Source organism: Telluria sp. ZB2R32 (assembly GCF_059685715.1).
The window spans coordinates 1,115,628-1,131,471 of the sequence record NZ_JCASIG010000001.1 but is presented as its reverse complement, the minus strand read 5'-3'; the positions used below and the strand labels follow the sequence as shown (position 1 = coordinate 1,131,471).

The following is a 15,844-nucleotide window of genomic DNA, read 5'->3' as shown; positions in this document are numbered from 1 at the left end:
AGTCGGTCCCACCCCTTCCCATCCCGAACAGGACCGTGAAACGACTTTGCGCCGATGATAGTGCTGCAACCAGTGTGAAAGTAGGTTATCGTCAGGCTAGTTATAAGAGAAAAACCCGCTCGGAGATCTGAGCGGGTTTTTTTTCGTCTGGTAGTTTGTCCCCAGAGAGTTGGATGATCAACTGCTGAGACCGCGTGGGCACAGGTGCCCACCCTACGACTACTGGAAATCAAACACCCCAGAGGATGTCGCACTTGTTGTCGCGTGCCGCACGCAGCATTTCGAGCATCGGGTAAGCCCGCGTCGAGAAGCTGACCACTTGCACTTGCTCGTGGTCCGGATCGTCGTCGTCTTCGCCCCGGTGTGCCTTGATGTCCTGCTCGACCAGTTCGGTCGGTGGATGCTTGCGGCTCTCTTCGATTTCGTGCTCGAGCAGCGTGACGGCGCGCTCGGCTTCGGCGGAGGTGATGACGCCGATTTCCGGCTCCTTGTTGAGCAGGTCAAGAATCCGCTTTGCGTGATCCTGGTACATCATCACGTCGGGATACGCCTTGCTTTTGAAAGTGATTAACATAATGCATTCTCGTGTGTTTTCATCGTAACTAAACGATAACACGAGTGCCGCCTGCGGTCATGTCGCGCACGCCGCTAGCGGGCGCGGTGGCGCAGCAGCCACGCAAGCGGAACGGTACCCAGGGCGATCGCCGCAGTCGCGCCCAGCATGCCGGCAAGCGCAATGCCGACTGGCGCTGCGCCAAGCGCACGCGGCAGCAGCAGCGCCAGAGCTGCCCACGACAGCAAACTGCACAGCTCGAGCAGGATGGTCACGATGCTGCGTTTGCCCCGATTCTTGAATTCGCCACGCGGCGTCGGACGGCCCGTCCACAGATTCACCAGCGCTGTGCTCAGGACAGCGCCACAGACGGTCGCCGCCGTGACGGCTCCTGCCAGCGGGGCACGCGTGCCGAGCCACAGCAGCGGCAGCACCACCAGCGCCAGAACCGGCACGACGGCGGCTGCCAGTTTCGCCATCCGCACCGTGCCCGATTGCGCGGGCGATGTCTGCAGCAGGTCGGGCGCGTCTTCCGCCAGCAGGATGATCCAGGACAGCGAGGCGCTGAGCGAACCGCACAGCATCGTCAGACCGCCCGCAATCGCCGCCAACTGCAGCGCGTCCTTGCGGAAGACCAGCAGGCACAAGGGCAGCAAGTACAGCAATTGCAGCAGCACTTGCGAAATGAGAAGCGGATCGCGCCGGACCAGGCGCCATTCCTTGACGATAATGAGCGCTACCAGGCTGCGTTCGAAGCGGTAGCGTACCGGCCCGGTCCGCCTGGACGAGCTTTCGCTGCCGGCCACCTGTTGCAGGCCGCGCACGAAAAACCTGTGCGTCAAGCTTACGGTCAGCACCGCGGCAAGCACGCCGAACCCGGCGATGAGGGCCGCCGGACCGGTCTCGCCCAGGGCGGCGCGTGCCGGCAGCAAAAGCGGGCTGTGCGGATCGAGCGACTGTACGGCGGCGATCACCCTGGCGATCGCCGACGGCGCCGGTCCGCCTTCTTGCGAGAGGAGAGTGCCCGCCTGCGACAGCAGGAACAGGAAGGCGCCGGCCAGCGCGCCCAGCACCTGCGCCACGACGCGGGTACGGCGCGCACCGAGCAGGCGTACGAGTACCAGCGTCAGCAGCATCGCGCCCGAGGCTGCCAGCAGCGCCAGCGCGCATAGCGCCGGATAGATTGCCACCCAGCGCAGTTGCCCCAGCACCAGGCCAACATGGGCGACCGGCGCCAGGAAGAACAGGTAGCGTCCGGCGACACCGACCGCCATCCCTGCCAGCTTGACGCCGAAGATGCTGCGCGAAGGCAGGGGCGACGACAACAGTAAATCCATGTCGCCGCGCTCGAACAATGTCTCCACGCTCCCCTTGAGCGCGCTCGAGAGCATGAAAAGAAAGGTCGTCAGCAGCATCGCGCTGGCCATGACCACGAATTGATGGGGCAGGGCACCGGTGCCGGGACCGATCTCGCGCAGCAGGAAGAAGACGCCGACGTGCAGGGCGGCCCAAGCCAGCAGGCCGCCACCCAGCACGCGCCAGTTCGGCCGCCGCGGCGCACCCGGTTTGCCGGCGGCGATCGTCGTATACCAGAACAGCCGCAGCTCGTGGCGCAGCAGCCACGACGTACTCCCGGGAGGCAGGTTCACCTCCAGGTTCACGCCGGTCCCGTCAGGCGCAGGAACATGTCCTCCAGCGTGGCGCCGGGCGTGGCCACGCGCAATTCGTCGAGCGTCCCCTGCGCGATCAGCCGGCCGTGCTGGATGATGCCGATGCGCTGCGCCAGCCGTTCCGCCACTTCGAGGATGTGGGTCGTCAGGATCACCGTGCCGCCCCCGGCCACGTGCGCCAGCAGCAAGTCCTTGACCTGGCGCGCGGCGCCGGCGTCGAGTCCGGTCAGCGGTTCGTCCAGGATCAGCAGTTCCGGCGTATGGATCAGGGCGCCGGCCAGCGCCAGCTTTTGTTTCATGCCGCGCGAAAATCCCTCGGTCAATTCATGCGCATGCTGCTCCAGGTCGAGCCAGGCCAGCAGCTCGCGCGCGCGCGGCGCGGCCACCCTGCCGTCGATCCCCCACAGGCCGGCCACGAATTCCAGGTATTCGACGGGTTTGAGCTTGCCGTACAACATCGGGTCGTCCGGCAGGTAGGCGATGCGGCGCTTGGCCGCCGCCGGGTCGGCCGCCAGGTCGATGCCGAGCACTTCGATCCGCCCCGCATCCGGCGCCACCAGGCCGGCCACCATGCGCAGGGTCGTCGTCTTGCCCGCGCCGTTCGGCCCCAGCAGGGCATAGAATTCGCCGCGTCCGACTGTGAGGTCCAGTCCGTCCACGGCGGGGCGGCCGAAGTGCTTGCGCAGCCCGGAGAGCACCAAGGCGGGGGTCTCCGTCATCACAGCAGTTTGAACGAAGAAATGAACTGATCAACGTGTTCCGGCGTCATCGCATTCGCCTTGCCCATCACGACCACCTGATAAAAACGCTTGCCATGCGCTTCGAAACGGCCGCGCAGCTTCATCGGCTGGCCATTGGCGCTGCCGACCGCATCGATGTCGAGCGCGCTGTCGGGGCCGGCCGCGGCGCTTTCGCGCGCGACCTCGGCGCCGATGTTGCGCACGAGCGCTGTCTTCATGGCGGCGACCGCGGCCCGGGCGCGCGCCGCATCGGGCGCGATGCCGGTACCGACGGCGAAGGTCACGCCTTCGACCTCGGCCGCCGTCATCGTCATGTCGACCTGCATGCCGTCCAGGTCGACGCTGCGCGTGTGCGTCGCCGGCTTGGCCGGAAACATGATCCGGTACGGCGCATCCGGACTGCTGTAGGTGCGCCAGTTATAGGTGGGATGACAGCCGGGCAGGAGCAAGGCAGCAGCCAGCGGCAGTGCACAAAATAGTCGTCTTTGCATGCATCGATGGTAGCAGGGCGCTCTCTCCTGCGCTACTCAGCGTTCGTTCAAGCCGCGCCGGTACTGCACCGCTTCGGCCATGTGGGTGCCGCCGATCGCCGACGCGCCCGCCAGGTCGGCGATCGTGCGCGCCACTTTCAATACGCGGTGATAGGCGCGCGCCGACCAGTTCATCAGCGACATGGCCGAGCGCAAAGTGCGTTCGCCCAGCGGGTCGAGCGCGCAATGGCGTTCGATCTCGTGTGTGTTCAGGCGCTGGTTCGGCTTGCCCTGTCGTTCCAGCTGCACCGCATGGGCAAGGGCGACCCGTGCGGCGATGGCGGCGCTGCTTTCGCCATCGGCGCGCGCGCTCATCGCATCGGGCGACATGGCGTTGACTTCGATCTGCATGTCGATGCGGTCGAGCAGCGGACCGGAAATGCGGTCACGGTAGCGCAGCGCGGTTTCAATGGTGCAGTGGCACTTGCCAGACGGATGGCCCTGCCAGCCGCAAGGGCAGGGGTTCATGGCGGCGATCAATTGAAAGCGCGCCGGAAAATCCGCCTGCTGCGCCGCACGCGAAATGGTGATGCGGCCCGACTCGAGCGGCTGGCGCAGCACCTCGAGCACCTTGCGGTCGAACTCGGGCAGTTCGTCCAGGAACAATACCCCGCAATGCGCCAGCGAGACTTCGCCCGGACGCGGCACGCCGCCGCCACCGACCAGGGCCACGCCCGAACTCGTATGGTGCGGACTGCGAAACGGGCGCACACGCCAGCGCTCGATCGAAAAGCTGCCGTTGAGCGATTGCACCGCGGCCGCTTCCAGCGCTTCTTCGTCCGTCATCGGCGGCAGCAAGCCGGGAAAGCGCGCTGCCAGCATGCTTTTACCGGCGCCGGGCGGCCCCATCAGCAATAGCGAATGGTTGCCCGCCGCCGCGATCTCGAGTGCCCGCTTGGCGTGCTGCTGGCCCTTGACGTCGGCAAAGTCGGGATAGCACACCGGCTGGCCGGGACGCTCGTTACGGTAGCGCTCCAGCCGCGCGCCGTCGTCGACGGCGGCGAAGTGGGCGCACACCTGCAGCAGCGTGTCGGCCGGATAGATGGCGGCGTCGGTCACCAGCGCTGCCTCGTCGGCGTTCGCGCGCGGCAGGATGAATGCGCGCTGTTTGTTTCCACTGCCGTCCGCGCCGCTGCGTCCAATCGCGAACGTCATCGCCAGCGCCCCGCGAACCGGACGCAACTGTCCGGACAGCGAGAGCTCGCCCGCGAACTCGTAGCGGTCCAGTTCCCTGGCCGGGATCTGGCCGGATGCCGCCAGGATCCCGAGCGCGATCGGCAGGTCGAAACGGCCCGACTCCTTGGGCAGGTCGGCCGGCGCCAGGTTGACGGTAATGCGCCGCGCCGGCATCTCGAAGCCGACGTTCTGCAAGGCGGCGCGCACCCGGTCTTTCGCCTCGCGCACCTCGGCATCGGGCAAGCCGACGATCGTTAACCCCGGTAGTCCGTTAGCCAGATGCACCTCGACGCTGACGGCGGGGGCTTCCATGCCGGCGAGGGCGCGGCTGCGTAAGACGGCGAGACTCATGGCACTCCTGGCGAACACGGGACTGCCAGATGGTGCGCCGCTGTCTGGACGCGTCTTTGAGCGCTGCCAATCGTGCGCGGGTTGGCGGGCGCTTGCGTGGTCGGCAATGATGGTCCAGTCAAGTGCCTGGAGCAAGTATCATACGTCGCGCAAGGTCACGACCGGCATCGTCAGCGCGCGCTTGTCCTTGAAGAAGGCGATATCGAACAGGGCCGCTGCACCGACGACCTCTTTTCCAAGCTGGCGCAGCAGCGATGCTGCCGCTTCGATGGTGCCGCCGGTGGCCAGCACGTCATCGACGATCAGCACGCGCCGGCCTTTGATGCGCTCCGGCTGGATCTCGATGGTCGCGCTGCCGTATTCGCGCCGGTAATCGATGCTGATCGCCTTGCCGGGCAATTTGCCCGCCTTGCGCGCCATGGCGAAGCCGACCTTGCGCTCGTAGGCGAGGGCGCCGGCGATCATGAATCCACGCGCGTCCATGGCAAGGATGAAGTCGAAGTGCAGGCCCTCGGTCTGCGCGTGCAAGGTATCGATGGCAAGACGCCAATGGTCGGGGTGATCGAAAATGCAGCCGACATCGATAAAATTGACACCCGGTTCCGGGTAATCCTGAAAAAATTCCAGCGGAACGCTGTCGAAGTCATTCATGTCAGGTAGATGCTCGTGTAGATAAAGCGAATGGGAGGTAACGATTATCGCCTGTCTGCGCAAACGATGCGTGACCGTGCCGTGTCGGCGCCGGAGAGCGGAACAGGCCGCGCTCCGTTCTTTATTGACTTATGGCAAGCCAAGCTTCATTGTTTAAGTTCCAAATAGGGATTGCAATGAATGGCGTTAATAAGACAAGCCGTTGCTGCACAAGGTGAATAAACGGCCGATTAACCGTTTATTGTTTGTATGTATAAATCGTCCGGGATATAAAAAGTGAAAATTCTCGTTGCATTGATGATCAGCGCCGGCATCCTGTCGCCGGCGTTCGCCGCAGGTACAGCCGCGAAGGCAGCGCCGGTCCAGGCGAAGTCCGGCATGCAAAACGGTCCGGTCAAGGTGACCTCGGTCGAAGGCATCACCGAATACCGATTGGCGAACGGCTTGCGCGTCCTGCTGTTTCCGGATGCATCGAAACCGACGCTGACGACGAACATGGTCTACATGGTCGGTTCGCGTCACGAGAATTACGGCGAGACCGGCATGGCGCACTTGCTGGGAACACCTGCTGTTCAAGCCGACCGGGAATTTCGGCGTCAAAAAGGGTACGCAGAGTCCGGTCGAAGTGCTCAACAGCCTCGGCGCCGATTTCAACGGCACGACCTGGTACGACCGCACCAATTACTACGCCACCTTCCCGGCCAGCGACGACAACCTGCGCACCATGCTGGCGCTGGAAGCGGACCGCATGGTCAATGCGCCGATTTCGCAGGATGACCTGTGGAATACCAGGACCAACAAAGGCGAGATGACGGTCGTGCGCAACGAGTTCGAGATCGGCGAGAGCGATCCGATCAGCGTCACCACCGAGCGCCTGCAGGCCGTCGCCTACGACTGGCACAATTACGGCAAGTCGACCATCGGCGCCCGTTCCGACATCGAGCAAGTGAACATCCCGCGCCTGCGCGCTTTCTACAAGCAGTACTACCAACCGGACAACGCCTTGCTGATCGTCGCCGGCCGCTTCGACGAGGCCAAGGTGCTGGCGCAAGTGAACACCCTGTTCGGCAAGATCCCGAAACCGTCGCGCGTGATCCAGCCGACCTATACGCTTGAACCGACCCAGGACGGCGAACGTTCCGTCACGGTGCGCCGCGCCGGCGGCACCCAGTTCGTCGGCGCCGGCTACCACGTCGCGCCGAGCGGACACGCGGATGCGGCGGCGCTCGAGGTACTGGCGCGCGTGCTGGCCGATGCGCCGTCGGGCCGCCTGCACAAGGCACTGGTGGAAACCAGGCTGGCGACCCGTCTCGACGTTTCCGCGGTCAGCAACCTCGAACCCGGCTATCGTATCTTCGGCGCCGTGGTGCCGAAGGAGCAGCCGCTGGCGCCGGCCCAGGACGCGCTGCTCAAGGTGCTGGAAGACTTGAAGTCCCATCCGGTCACCGAAGAAGAAGTGGCGCGTGCACGCCAGGCGATCGGCAAGAACATCGAACTGGCGATGAACAACAGCGCACGCCTGACGATCGGCCTGACCGAAGCGATGGCGGCGGGCGACTGGCGCCTGTTCTTCGTCAACCGCGATCAGGTCGAAGCGGTCGACGCCAAGGCCGTGCAGGCCGCTGCCGAGAAATACCTCAAGGCCTCGAACCGCACGCTGGGCGTATTCGTGCCGACCGATGCGCCGGACCGTACCGTGGTGCCGGGAACGGTCGACATCGCCGCCGTCGTCAACGGCTACAAGGGCCGGGCGGTCGTGGCGCAGGGTGAAGTGTTCGATCCAAGCCCGGCCAACATCGAAGCGCGCACCCGGCGCTTCCAGCTGGCCGGCGGCCTGAAGGGAGCGCTGCTGCCGAAGAAGACCAAGGGCGGCCTCGTCACCGCGACGATCCGGCTGCGCTTCGGTACCGAAGAAAGCCTGCGCAACAAGGCGACCGCCGGCAGTTTTGCGGCCGGCCTGCTGAGCTACGGCACCCAGGACAAGTCGCGCCAGCAGTTGAAGGACATGTTCGACAAGCTCAAGGCCCAGCCCAGCATTTCCGGCGGCGCCGAAGGCATTACCGCGACGGTGACCACCACGCGCGAAAACCTGCCGGCCGCGATGGACCTCATGGCCGAGGTGCTCAGGAAGCCCGCGTTTGCGCCGGCCGAATTCGGCGAATTCCAGCGCGCGAACATCAATGCGACCGAGCAGGCGATTCCGGAACCAAATCCGCAGGCCAGCGTCGCACTCTCGCGCCTGCTCGACACGACGCTACAAGGGCACGTCAAGCATGCGCTGACGCTGCCGGAAAAACTGGCGGCGCAACAGGCGGTCACGGTCGCCGAGGTCAAGGCATTCCACGCCGCCTTCTATGGCGCCGACAACGCCACCTTTGCCGCCGTGGGCGATTTCGATGCGGCCGCGCTCGAGGCCCAGGTGGGGCACCTGTACGGCGGCTGGGACGCGCAGCAGAAGTACGTGCGCGTCCCCGGCACCATCAAGCCGGTCGCCGGCCAGAAGGTGGCGCTGGAGACGCCGGACAAGGCCAGCAGCCTGCTGCTGGCAGTTCACCCGATGCCCCTGAAGAACGACGCGAAAGCCTATCCCGCGCTGGTCATGGCCGACTACATGCTGGGCGGCGGCGCGCTGCGTTCGCGCCTGGCCGACCGCATCCGCCAGAAGGAGGGCCTGTCGTATGGCGTCGGCTCGCAGCTGAGCATTCCGACGCGCGACCCTGCCGGCATCTGGATGGCGTACGCCATGAGCGCGCCGCAAAACACCGCGAAAGTCGAAGCCGTCCTGCGCGAAGAACTGCAGCGCGCGGTGAGCGAAGGCTTTACCGAAGCCGAACTGGTGGAAGCGAAGAAGGGTTGGCTGCAGGCCGAGGAAGTGTCGCGTACCTCCGACGAGGCGCTTGCCGGCGCCTTGTCCGAATACTTGTCGCTGGACCGGACCATGGCCTTCGATGCCGCAGTGGAGAACCAGGTGCGCAAGCTGACGCTCGCGCAGGTGAACGAGGCGATGCGCCAATTCATCAAGCCGGCGGACATCTCGTTCGTGACGGCAGGTGATTTTGCCAAGGCGGCCAAGGAGGCCAGCGGCGTCAAGTAACACCGCGGCGCAGTGCGCATGGAAACGCCCGGTACTCGCACGAGCCGGGCTTTTTTTTATGTCAGCTGGCGAACGCCGGCCCTGCCAGTTCCAGCAGGTGATCCCGCACTCCCACCGGCCACTCCGCCACCAGGCCCGCAAAGCGCGCGCCATCGCCCGCGAACAGCGCCCGCGATGCTTCCTCGAACCCCGCCGCATCCCCCATCAGCTCATGCATGAAGCGGTAGGCCGCATCGCGCGCTTCGCGCATCGTGTCGGCGTCGCGCGCATCGCGCGAGGCGTGTTCGACCAGTTTGCGCAGCGCCACCGAAGCGCCGCCGGGCTGCTTCGCCAGCCATTCCCAATGGCGTGGCAGCAGCGTCACCTCGCGCGGCACCACGCCCAGCTTGGGGCGGCCGGCGCTGCGCACGGGCGCGCGCGGAATGCGCTGCAAGACCTCTTCTTCGGTACCGGTGAAATTGATCTCGACGGGACGGCTGGTCGCCGCATCGAGCAGCGCGATCGAACGGTCGGTGCCGCCGTCGAGTGCCGCCTTGACGGCGCGCACGACGGCGACGAGTTCGCCCCTGGCCAGTAGTTCGGTTCCGGCAAAGGCGATGCAGTAACTCGGCAGCATGGGATTCTCCTGGAGAAGGCGCGCCGGACTGGCACGCATGCGGAGATATTACCCGGATAAAAATATGAGCGCAATAAGATCCGGGTAAAATGATGCCGTCAGCGGTCCAGCAATGTTTCCACCTTGTCAGTGACGTCGATCTGCGGCCGGTGCCAGATCGTGCGCGTCAGGACCACGTCCACACCCTGGCGGGCGGGCAGGGTCAGTACGATGTCGTGGATGCGCATGGCAAGCGCGGTACGCTCGGCATGCGTGCGTTCGGCAAAATCGTCCTTGATCCGCTCCTGGGCGCGGCGCACGGTGCGTTCGAGTTCGCCCACCGCGCGCGAACGGACCAGTTGTTCGCGGTCGTCGAGGCGCGGCGCATCCTGGGCCAGCTTTTCCGACATCTCGCGCAGTTGGCGCAGCTGGGCCTGGATCTGCTGGCGCCGCGGCGCGAATTCGGCTTCGATCCTGGCGGAGGCGCTGCGCGCGCGTTTCGACTCGACCAGCAGACGTTCGACGTCCACCACGACGATGCGCGCTTCGAGCGCGCGGCCGGTGTCCTGGGCACTGGCCGGTGCGGCGCCTGCCAGGCCGAGCGCAAGGCCGAGCGCAGGACAAAGCGCAATTCGGTGCGCATACGTCACATACTTGTTCAATGGATTTCCTTCGGTTGTGGGCCGGCCGCGCGCGCACTGCCGCGCAGCCGGATTCACGATGGTATCACCGCACCGGCCCGGCCGGAACGACAACTCAGCCGCATTCGCCCACATATTGGCAGTTGTCGCAGCGCGTACACCCCTCGCTCTTGCGCAGCGCGCGGGCGCCGCATTCCGGGCATTTGGCGCCAAGCGCCCGCGGCGCGGCGGCGGGAATAGATGCGGCGTCGTACGGCGCGGCTTCACTCGCAACGTCGCGCACGGCCAGCTGGCGCGCCAGCTGCGCCACCGGCACGCCGTTGCCCTGGCTGTCGAGGAAGCCACGCCCAATCAGGATCCGCTGCAGCATGAAGCCGACCGCCGCCGCCTCCGAATCGTGGAACACGGGGACCCGGGTGCCGTCTTCGCGCGTGAGGAAACCGCAGCGCACCGGTCCCTTTTCCCAGACCACGTCGCGCATGTCGGCCAGCGCTTTCGCGATCGGTCCGCCGGCGCGCGCCAGCATCGACAGCAGGCGCATCGAGGAAGTGATCCACTGCTGGCCGTCGCTGCGCTGGTTGGCCGGCATGAAGAATTCGAAGGGGCGCTCGATCGTCACCGGCACGCCGTCGGCCATGCCCTCGACGCGGATGAAGCTCACCGTCAGGTACAGGGTCTTGCGGCCTTCCTGGGTCGCGTATTCAATCTTCGAGGTGACCGAATCGAGTTCTCCCAGCGGCCGCCCTTCGAAGCGCTTCCTCAGCGGGTCTTCGTCGGGGCAGGCAGGGTCGCCGGTCGTCGCCTCGGTCGACGGACTGGCGCCGAGCACGCTGCCCAGCACCGTGTTCGGGCGGTAGGTCGCCAGGCCTTTCAAGCCGGCGCGCCAGGCTTTCAGGTACAGGCCGCGGAAGTCGTCATACGGGTAATCAACCGGCACGTTCACCGTCTTCGAGATCGACGTGTCGATGAAGGGCTGCACGGCTTCGAGCATGCGCAGGTGGTCATCGGCGCGCATCTGCAGTGCGGTGACGAAAGCGGGCGGCAGCGCGCCCTCCGGCGTCGCTTCGGGATGCATGCGCCGGTACAGGCGCCAGGCGTGGTCTTGCACCTCGTAGGCGCGCATCGCATCGTCGGGCATGCGCTTCCTGCGTTGATAAGTCCAGGAATAGGCAGGCTCGATGCCGTTCGAGGCATTGTCGGCAAAGGCAAGGGCAATGGTGCCGGTCGGCGCGATCGACAGCAGGTGTGAATTGCGGATGCCGTGGATGCGGATGGCGTCGCGCAGCGCGGACGGCAGGCGCGAAACGAACGCGCCTTCCAGGTAGCGCGCGGCGTCGAACAGGGGAAAGGCGCCTTTTTCGCACGCCAGTTCGTTCGATGCCGCATAGGCGGCATCGCGCAGGTTTTCCGCGATCTGCGCGGCCAGCGCGCGGCCCTCGGGCGCGTCGTAGCGTAGCCCCAGCATCACCAGTGTGCTGCCCAGGCCGAGGAAGCCAAGGCCGATGCGGCGCTTGGCGCGTGCTTCCGCCGCCTGCTGCGGCAGCGGCCATTCGGTGGCGTCGAGTACCAGGTCGAGCATGCGTACCGCGATGGTGGCCACTTCGCGCATGCGTTCGAGGTCGAAGCGGGCCCCGGGCGTGAACGGCTGGTCGACGAAGCAGGTGAGATTCACCGAGCCGAGATCGCAGCAGCCATAGGCCGGCAGCGGCTGCTCGCCGCAGGGATTGGTGGCGCGCAGCTGTTCGCAGTACCAGAGGTTGTTTTCGGCGTTCATGCGGTCGATGAACAGCACGCCCGGCTCGGCATGGTCGTAGGTCGACGCCATGATGCTGTCCCATAGCGTTGTCGCGCGCACCTCGCGCCAGACCCACAAGCCATCCTCGCGTCGGTGGGCGCCGGCGGCCACCAGCTCTTCCCCCGGCTCGGCGCGGTGCACGAGGGAGAAACTAGCGTCCGCTTCCAGCGCCTCCATGAAGGCGTCGCTTACCCCCACCGAGATATTGAAATTCGAGAGGCCGCCGCGGTCCTTGGCCGCAATAAACCGTTCGATGTCGGGATGGTCGATGCGCAGCACGCCCATCTGGGCGCCGCGCCGGGCGCCGGCCGATTCGACGGTGCGGCAGGAAGCGTCGAACAGTTCCATGTACGACACCGGGCCGGACGCGCGCGAGCGGGTCCCATGCACGACGGCGCCCAAGGGGCGGATGGCGCTGAAGTCGTAGCCGACGCCGCCGCCGCGGCGCATCGTTTCCGCGGCTTCCGCCAACGCCGTGTAGATGCCGGGCAAGCCGTCTTCGACGCCGGTGACGGAGTCGCCGACCGGCTGGACGAAACAGTTGATAAGGGTGGCTTTTAAATCGAGGCCGGCGGCGGAGTTGATGCGGCCACCGGGCACGAAGCCATGCTCCATGGCCCACAGGAAGCGCCCGGACCATTCGGCGCGCCGCTGCGGCGCCTCGTGCGCGGCGAGGGCGTGGGCTACGCGCCGGCGCACGTCGGCCACCGAGGTTTCATCGCCTTTTGCGTATTTCTCGCGCAGTACGTCGATCGATACCTCTTGCGCGGGCAAGTCCGTGCCGATCAGTTTTTCTTTTGCATTCATGGCGCCGCTTTCGTTGAGCACTACAGCATGCGCCGGGAGCGCTTACACCTTCGGAGCCGTCTCCGTCAGCCGCGCTTCCAGCTCGGCCACGCGCAGCTCGAGCGCTTCGAGCTTGGCGCGCGTCTTGGCCAGCACCTGGGCCTGGATATCGAATTCCTCGCGGGTCACCAGGTCGAGCTTGGAAAAGCCCTGGGTCATCATCGCCTTGACGTTGCGCTCGATGTCCTTGGCGGGCGAGCTTTCCATCGCCTGGTTGATCTTGCCTTGCAAGTCGTTGAAGAAATTATTCATGTCCATCAGTCCTGGTCAGCGAGGCGGCGCACCACGGTGGTGCGCGGCGACCTCGTTTAGTGCGTGACGGCGTGTCTTGCCCGCAGTACGCACGAATTTGTGGTGATTAGCACCAAAAATGGGGCAAGTACGCAAGAAATCAAGCACATGCGACACCCCGATAAGCTGGCACGCATTCTGCTACAGGATGAATAAAGCTGCAACTCAGGCACCGGAGACATTACATCCATCCACATCCAGGGGAATCGTCATGAAGAGCAAGTTAGCAGGAAGTGCAGCAACGGGGAGCGCGTTCATGATTGCGCTGGCAATGATGGGGAGCGTACAGGCACAGGAAGCGCCTGCAGCCGAGCATACGGTCAGCTACAACGCCACGCTCACCAACGAGTACCGCTACCGCGGCCTGTCGCAGACCCGCTTCGACCCGGCCTTGCAGGGCGGCGCCGACTATACCCATACCCCGACCGGCCTGTACGTCGGCACCTGGCTGTCCACCATCAAGTGGACCAAGGACCTGGGTGGCGACGGCGACGTCGAAGTCGACGTCTACGCCGGCAAGCGCGGCCAGATCAACGAGTACGTCAGCTACGACGTCGGCGGCCTGTACTACTGGTACCCGTCGAACGACCTCAATCCTAATGCGAACACCTTCGAGCTGTACGGCCAGATCGGCATCGGCCCGGCCTACCTGAAATACTCGCACGCGACCACCAACCTGTTCGGCACCGTCGACAGCAAGCAGAGCGGCTACCTCGACTTCGGCGCCAACCTGCCGATCGAAGCGGTCGAGGGCCTGGTGCTGAACATGCACGTCGGCCGCCAGCGCGTGAAGAACAACAGCGCCTTGTCCTATAACGATTACAAGCTCGGCTTCACCAAGGACTTCGGCTTCGCCAGCGTGGCCGTGGCCTGGGTCAAGGCCGACACCGAGGCCTATTTCGTTCCCGATGGACGCAACCAGGGCCGTTCGGCAGCGGTCGTGTCCATCTCAAAAACTTTCTGAAAGAGGCAATGCGATGAAACTGATTACCGCCATTATCAAGCCCTTCAAGCTCGACGAGGTGCGTGAGGCGCTGTCGGAAATTAACGTGCAGGGCATGACGGTCACCGAAGTGAAAGGCTTCGGACGCCAGAAGGGCCATACCGAGCTCTACCGCGGCGCCGAATACGTGGTCGACTTCCTCCCGAAAATCAAGATCGAAGCGGCCGTCGACGATGCCGTCATCGACCAGGTGATCGACGCCATCCAGGGCGCCGCGCGCACCGGCAAGATCGGCGACGGCAAGATCTTCGTGTCCGACCTCAACCAGGTCATCCGTATCCGTACCGGCGAGACCGGCAACGACGCACTGTAAGGGGATTTCCAATGAAACCAATGATGCACAAAATCCTCGCCCCCGCGCTGGGGCTCGCGCTTGGGCTTACCCTTGCATTGCCGGCCATGGCCGCGCCTTCCATCAACAAGGGCGATACCGCCTGGATGTTCGTCGCCACCCTGCTGGTGATCATGATGTCGATCCCGGGCCTGGCGCTGTTCTACGGCGGCCTGGTACGTGCCAAGAACATGCTGTCGGTGCTGCTGCAAGTGTTCATGGTGTTCTCGCTGATCATCGTGCTGTGGTGCCTGTATGGCTATTCGCTGGCATTCACGGGCGGCAGCGCCTTTATCGGCGGCTTCGACCGCGCCTTCCTGAACGGGATCTACGATCCGGTGGCCGGCGTGTTCAGCATGGCCGGCACCTTCAGCAAGGAGACGATGATCCCCGAATTCATCTTCGTCGCCTTCCAGGGAACCTTTGCCGCCATCACCTGCGCCCTGATCGTCGGCGCCTTTGCCGAGCGCGCGCGCTTCTCGGCGGTGCTGGTGTTCATCGTGCTGTGGTTTACCTTCGGTTACTTGCCGGTGGCGCACATGGTCTGGTTCTGGGCTGGTCCTGACGCGATCACCGATGCGGCATCGCTGGCCGCCGTTACCGACGCCGCCGGCTGGCTGTGGCAGAAGGGCGCGCTCGACTTCGCGGGCGGCACCGTGGTCCACATCAATGCGGCGGTGGCCGGCCTGGTCGGCGCCTACGTGATCGGCAAGCGCGTCGGCTACGGCCGCGAATCGATGGCGCCCCACTCGATGACCATGACCATGATCGGCGCTTCGCTGCTGTGGGTGGGCTGGTTCGGCTTCAACGCCGGTTCGGCGCTGGAAGCCGGCGACGTCGCCGCGCTCGCCTTCATCAACACGCTGCTGGCGACCGCCGCCGCCACCGTCGCCTGGACCATGGGCGAATGGATCACCAAGGGCAAACCGTCGATGCTGGGCGCCGCGTCGGGCGCCGTCTCGGGCCTGGTGGCGATCACCCCGGCCTGCGGCTTCGTCGGCCCGATGGGCGCGCTGGTGATCGGCCTGGTCGGCGGCATCGTCTGCCTGTGGGGCGTGAATGGCCTCAAGCGCATGCTGCGCGTCGACGATTCGCTCGACGTGTTCGGCGTGCACGGTGTCGGCGGCATCGTCGGCGCCTTGCTGACCGGCGTGTTCGCTTCGCCGCAACTGGGCGGGCAGGGCGTCTGGGATTACGTCGCCAACAAGGCCTCGCCCGACTACTCGATCGGCCACCAGGTCTGGGTGCAGGCCCAGGCGGTGGGCGTGACCATCATCTGGTCGGCCGTGATTGCCTTCGTGGCCTTCAAACTCGTCGATCTCGTGATCGGACTGCGCGTGCCGGAAGAGCAGGAACGCGAGGGCCTGGATATTACCAGCCACGGCGAATCGGCGTACCATGCGTAACACCGCGACCCGATCTGCATGAAAGAGGCGCCCTGCGGGGCGCTTTTTTTATTCTTCGTGCGCTGCAGCATTGCCTTTAAAATGGTGAAAATTGCCCCAAATAAGGGCATCCATTCCCAAGAAGCCCGTTTTTAAAGCTCCGCTTTTAAAGCCCAACAAGGACGCCCACTT

Annotated in this window: 15 protein-coding genes and 1 rRNA gene; 5 read left to right on the top strand and 11 right to left on the bottom strand. The window is 65.1% G+C overall.

The window, feature by feature from the left end; all coding sequences use genetic code 11:
* Positions 1-97 (top strand): 5S ribosomal RNA (gene rrf, locus AC56LG_RS04985); the annotation flags it as partial.
* Between the two features lie 132 nt (positions 98-229).
* Here the strand turns inward: rrf and AC56LG_RS04980 are convergent.
* The 7 genes from AC56LG_RS04980 to AC56LG_RS04950 all read right to left on the bottom strand — a co-directional run bounded on the left by AC56LG_RS04980 (position 230) and on the right by AC56LG_RS04950 (position 6,168).
* Positions 230-574 (bottom strand): DUF1840 domain-containing protein, encoded by a 345-nt coding sequence (locus tag AC56LG_RS04980; RefSeq protein WP_497164999.1) that lies wholly within the window; start codon positions 572-574, stop codon positions 230-232.
* A gap of 74 nt (positions 575-648) precedes the next feature.
* Positions 649-2,202 carry a permease-like membrane multi-spanning protein gene (locus AC56LG_RS04975; RefSeq protein ID WP_497164998.1) on the bottom strand — a complete coding sequence of 518 codons (1,554 nt, stop codon included), beginning with the start codon at positions 2,200-2,202 and terminating at the stop codon, positions 649-651.
* Positions 2,203-2,210: 8 nt separating this feature from the next.
* Positions 2,211-2,942 carry an ABC transporter ATP-binding protein gene (locus AC56LG_RS04970; RefSeq protein WP_497164997.1) on the bottom strand — a complete coding sequence of 244 codons (732 nt, stop codon included), beginning with the start codon at positions 2,940-2,942 and terminating at the stop codon, positions 2,211-2,213.
* A complete protein-coding gene (locus AC56LG_RS04965; RefSeq protein ID WP_497164996.1) occupies positions 2,942-3,454 on the bottom strand; it encodes a hypothetical protein in 513 nt (170 codons plus the stop codon). Before AC56LG_RS04965 ends, AC56LG_RS04970 begins: the two co-directional genes overlap by 1 nt.
* A 36-nt stretch (positions 3,455-3,490) precedes the next feature.
* Positions 3,491-5,020 (bottom strand): YifB family Mg chelatase-like AAA ATPase, encoded by a 1,530-nt coding sequence (locus AC56LG_RS04960; RefSeq protein ID WP_497164995.1) that lies wholly within the window; start codon positions 5,018-5,020, stop codon positions 3,491-3,493.
* 138 nt (positions 5,021-5,158) lie between these two features.
* Complete coding sequence (locus tag AC56LG_RS04955; protein WP_497164994.1) at positions 5,159-5,671, bottom strand: adenine phosphoribosyltransferase; 513 nt, start codon at positions 5,669-5,671, stop codon at positions 5,159-5,161.
* Positions 5,672-5,901: 230 nt separating this feature from the next.
* Complete coding sequence (locus tag AC56LG_RS04950) at positions 5,902-6,168, bottom strand: hypothetical protein (protein WP_497164993.1); 267 nt, start codon at positions 6,166-6,168, stop codon at positions 5,902-5,904.
* A 29-nt stretch (positions 6,169-6,197) separates the two neighbouring features.
* Between AC56LG_RS04950 and AC56LG_RS04945 the strand changes: the two genes are divergently transcribed.
* Complete coding sequence (locus AC56LG_RS04945) at positions 6,198-8,765, top strand: M16 family metallopeptidase (RefSeq protein ID WP_497165026.1); 2,568 nt, start codon at positions 6,198-6,200, stop codon at positions 8,763-8,765.
* Positions 8,766-8,826: 61 nt separating this feature from the next.
* Here AC56LG_RS04945 and AC56LG_RS04940 read toward each other — a convergent pair whose 3' ends face one another.
* The 4 genes from AC56LG_RS04940 to AC56LG_RS04925 all read right to left on the bottom strand — a co-directional run bounded on the left by AC56LG_RS04940 (position 8,827) and on the right by AC56LG_RS04925 (position 12,900).
* The gene (locus AC56LG_RS04940; protein ID WP_497164992.1) at positions 8,827-9,381 is read right to left on the bottom strand and encodes a DUF2239 family protein; all 555 of its coding nucleotides are present in this window, start codon (positions 9,379-9,381) and stop codon (positions 8,827-8,829) included.
* Between the two features lie 98 nt (positions 9,382-9,479).
* Positions 9,480-10,022, bottom strand: coding sequence for an OmpH/Skp family outer membrane protein (locus AC56LG_RS04935; protein WP_497164991.1), 543 nt, complete (start codon positions 10,020-10,022; stop codon positions 9,480-9,482).
* 94 nt (positions 10,023-10,116) lie between these two features.
* Positions 10,117-12,603: an adenosylcobalamin-dependent ribonucleoside-diphosphate reductase gene (locus AC56LG_RS04930; RefSeq protein ID WP_497164990.1), complete on the bottom strand. Its 2,487-nt coding sequence runs from the start codon at positions 12,601-12,603 to the stop codon at positions 10,117-10,119.
* A 42-nt stretch (positions 12,604-12,645) separates the two neighbouring features.
* Positions 12,646-12,900 carry an accessory factor UbiK family protein gene (locus AC56LG_RS04925; RefSeq protein WP_136222310.1) on the bottom strand — a complete coding sequence of 85 codons (255 nt, stop codon included), beginning with the start codon at positions 12,898-12,900 and terminating at the stop codon, positions 12,646-12,648.
* Positions 12,901-13,144: 244 nt separating this feature from the next.
* Here AC56LG_RS04925 and AC56LG_RS04920 point away from each other — a divergent pair, with 244 nt between their 5' ends.
* Genes AC56LG_RS04920 through amt form a run of 3 tightly spaced genes read left to right on the top strand, consistent with a single transcriptional unit; the run spans position 13,145 to position 15,673 of the window.
* Positions 13,145-13,897 (top strand): TorF family putative porin, encoded by a 753-nt coding sequence (locus tag AC56LG_RS04920; protein ID WP_497164989.1) that lies wholly within the window; start codon positions 13,145-13,147, stop codon positions 13,895-13,897.
* Between the two features lie 13 nt (positions 13,898-13,910).
* A complete protein-coding gene (gene glnK / locus AC56LG_RS04915; RefSeq protein ID WP_192053152.1) occupies positions 13,911-14,249 on the top strand; it encodes a P-II family nitrogen regulator in 339 nt (112 codons plus the stop codon).
* Between the two features lie 23 nt (positions 14,250-14,272).
* A complete protein-coding gene (gene amt / locus AC56LG_RS04910; RefSeq protein ID WP_497165025.1) occupies positions 14,273-15,673 on the top strand; it encodes an ammonium transporter in 1,401 nt (466 codons plus the stop codon).
* The last annotated feature ends 171 nt before the right edge of the window (positions 15,674-15,844 follow it).

What these genes read in the sequence shown, in the direction of transcription:
- AC56LG_RS04965 (WP_497164996.1), bottom strand. Translation starts at nt 3,454, where the DNA reads ATGCAAAGACGACTATTTTGTGCACTGCCGCTGGCTGCTGCCTTGCTC.
- AC56LG_RS04930 (WP_497164990.1), bottom strand. Translation starts at nt 12,603, where the DNA reads ATGAATGCAAAAGAAAAACTGATCGGCACGGACTTGCCCGCGCAAGAG.
- AC56LG_RS04920 (WP_497164989.1), top strand. Translation starts at nt 13,145, where the DNA reads ATGAAGAGCAAGTTAGCAGGAAGTGCAGCAACGGGGAGCGCGTTCATG.
- AC56LG_RS04955 (WP_497164994.1), bottom strand. Translation starts at nt 5,671, where the DNA reads ATGAATGACTTCGACAGCGTTCCGCTGGAATTTTTTCAGGATTACCCG.
- glnK (WP_192053152.1), top strand. Translation starts at nt 13,911, where the DNA reads ATGAAACTGATTACCGCCATTATCAAGCCCTTCAAGCTCGACGAGGTG.
- AC56LG_RS04940 (WP_497164992.1), bottom strand. Translation starts at nt 9,381, where the DNA reads ATGCTGCCGAGTTACTGCATCGCCTTTGCCGGAACCGAACTACTGGCC.
- AC56LG_RS04980 (WP_497164999.1), bottom strand. Translation starts at nt 574, where the DNA reads ATGTTAATCACTTTCAAAAGCAAGGCGTATCCCGACGTGATGATGTAC.
- AC56LG_RS04950 (WP_497164993.1), bottom strand. Translation starts at nt 6,168, where the DNA reads ATGTTCGTCGTCAGCGTCGGTTTCGATGCATCCGGAAACAGCAGGACG.
- AC56LG_RS04925 (WP_136222310.1), bottom strand. Translation starts at nt 12,900, where the DNA reads ATGGACATGAATAATTTCTTCAACGACTTGCAAGGCAAGATCAACCAG.
- AC56LG_RS04960 (WP_497164995.1), bottom strand. Translation starts at nt 5,020, where the DNA reads ATGAGTCTCGCCGTCTTACGCAGCCGCGCCCTCGCCGGCATGGAAGCC.
- AC56LG_RS04970 (WP_497164997.1), bottom strand. Translation starts at nt 2,942, where the DNA reads ATGACGGAGACCCCCGCCTTGGTGCTCTCCGGGCTGCGCAAGCACTTC.
- amt (WP_497165025.1), top strand. Translation starts at nt 14,273, where the DNA reads ATGCACAAAATCCTCGCCCCCGCGCTGGGGCTCGCGCTTGGGCTTACC.